We start from the raw sequence: 1,977 nt of genomic DNA on the forward strand, positions 1-1,977 counted from the left end.
CATGACGACTTCGCCAACCAGCATGGCGTTGAAAAGCTTGATTGGATGGCGGTCCCAGCCGCGATCCGCCGCCCAGCCGACAATTGCCGCCATGACCACGAAGCCGGCGAGATAGCCGCCGGTCGAGCCGAGCATGTAGGCAATGCCGAGACCCTTTTCAGGCGTGCTCTGGAAGACGGGGAAGCCCATGGCGCCCTCGGCCATGTAGAGCAGCAGGGTGGCGACGCCGAGACGCATGCCGAAGGCGGCGGCGATCAGCAGCACGGCCAGCGTCTGCATCGAAATGTCGACCGGCCCGAGCATTACCTTGGTCTTGGCCGACAGTGTCAGCACAAGCGTTCCGGCGATGGCCAGGAAAAGCTGCGTTGCCAGCCGCGCCGCGCCGTTTTGCGGCAGAGCCAGAGAAACAAGCGGACGCATCGTAGTTGCAATTGCCATGGTATTTCCCCAATCCGATTGCCGCACTCCGATGTTCGCGGCCTCACATCCTCCTATATTGGCTTGCGTGTTGTGCGGCAATCGGTTTTGCCGTTTCCCGAAACAAGGCACCGATGCATGGCACTGAAATTCGATACCGGCTTCGACCCCTTCTATGGCCAGGGGGTGAATGTCGCGCCCGATGTCCAGCGCATCACGGCCCGCAATCCAAGCCCCTTCACCTTTCACGGCACCAACAGCTACGTTGTTGGCCGCGATACGCTGGCGGTGATCGATCCGGGGCCGGAGGACGAGGCGCATCTGCGGACCCTGATCGAGGTGATCGCAGGCCGGCCGGTCAGCCATATCTTCGTCAGCCACACGCATCGCGACCACTCCCCGCTGGCGGCCCGGCTGAAAGAGCGCACCGGCGCCCTCGTGCTGGCAGAGGGGCCGCACCGGCCGGCAAGAGCCCTGCATATCGGCGAGACCAATGCGCTCGATGCCAGTGCCGACACGGCTTTCATCCCTGATGTCGCCCTGCCCGACGGCGAGGTGGTCGACGGCGACGGCTGGTCGATCAGGACGGTTCTGACCCCGGGCCACACCGCCAATCATGCGGCGTTCGCGCTGCAGGGAACCGGCATCCTGTTTTCGGCCGATCATGTCATGGCCTGGGCAACCTCCATCGTCGCCCCGCCGGATGGAGCGATGGCCGACTACATGGCCTCGCTGGACCGCTTGATCGAACGCGGGGACCGCTTGCTGTTGCCAGGACATGGCGGGCCGGTGACAGCACCGCGCGCTTTCATGCGCGGGTTGAAGACGCATCGCAAGATGCGCGAGCGCGCCATTCTGGAGCGGGTCAGAGAAGGCGACCGGACGATCGTGGACATGGTCAAGGCGATCTACAGGGACACCGACCCGCGGCTGCATGGCGCCGCCGGATTGTCGGTGCTTGCCCATCTCGAGGATCTGACGGCGCGCGGTCTGGTCACGACAGACGGCGCACCGGCCATCGACGGCATTTTCACGCCGGCCGGATAGGCCAACCTGGACCGCTGCTAAGTGCCGAAGCCTTATTCGGCTGGCGCGGCGCCGACCTGACCGGCGACTTCCTGGTCGAGCTCCGCCAGGAATTCGGTGATGCGCGCGGCATTGTCGCCAAGGTCGTAGCGGCCGTAGCGGGATGCCGACCGCATATCGACGATGACCGTGTCGCCATCGTCCGTCACGCGGATCGCCACATCGGCGGGAAGGCCGATCACGAAGCCCTTGGCGACGGCGGTGATGGTCACCTCGCTTTGCCCGGCGAGATCGGGATAGGGCTCCGACAGCTCCCAGTCGCGCCGGTCGAGTACGGTTTCGACGGCATTGACGACAGTCTCGAACGGCAGGTCGTAGCTGCGTGCGCTGACCAGCGGATAGCTATCGGCCTGCAGCCGCTGTTCCCCAGGCGTCGACGGCGCAAGCACGTTCATATCCTTCGTCCGGTCGCTCACGTCGAGCGCCGGCGGTTCGTCGAAATCCGTCGAGATATCCCTGAGCGGCGGATAGATC

At 64.8% G+C, this 1,977-nt stretch carries 3 protein-coding genes; 1 reads left to right on the top strand and 2 read right to left on the bottom strand.

From position 1 onward, the window contains the following. On the bottom strand, positions 1-438 hold a 438-nt coding region (locus EN939_RS32040; RefSeq protein WP_127271569.1), incomplete at its 3' end, for a biotin transporter BioY. Between the two features lie 117 nt (positions 439-555). Between EN939_RS32040 and EN939_RS32045 the strand changes: the two genes are divergently transcribed. Continuing rightward, positions 556-1,464 carry an MBL fold metallo-hydrolase gene (locus EN939_RS32045; protein WP_127270451.1) on the top strand — a complete coding sequence of 303 codons (909 nt, stop codon included), beginning with the start codon at positions 556-558 and terminating at the stop codon, positions 1,462-1,464. A 32-nt stretch (positions 1,465-1,496) separates the two neighbouring features. On the opposite strand, the gene EN939_RS32050 is transcribed toward EN939_RS32045, so the two are convergent. Then, on the bottom strand, positions 1,497-1,977 hold a 481-nt coding region (locus EN939_RS32050), incomplete at its 5' end, for a DUF1499 domain-containing protein (RefSeq protein WP_164751416.1).

It is taken from the genome of Mesorhizobium sp. M7A.F.Ca.CA.002.05.1.1 (assembly GCF_003998335.1).
Classification (GTDB): domain Bacteria; phylum Pseudomonadota; class Alphaproteobacteria; order Rhizobiales; family Rhizobiaceae; genus Mesorhizobium.

Excerpts from the sequence above, each read along its gene's own strand:
- EN939_RS32045 (WP_127270451.1), top strand. The coding sequence starts at position 556 with ATGGCACTGAAATTCGATACCGGCTTCGACCCCTTCTATGGCCAGGGG.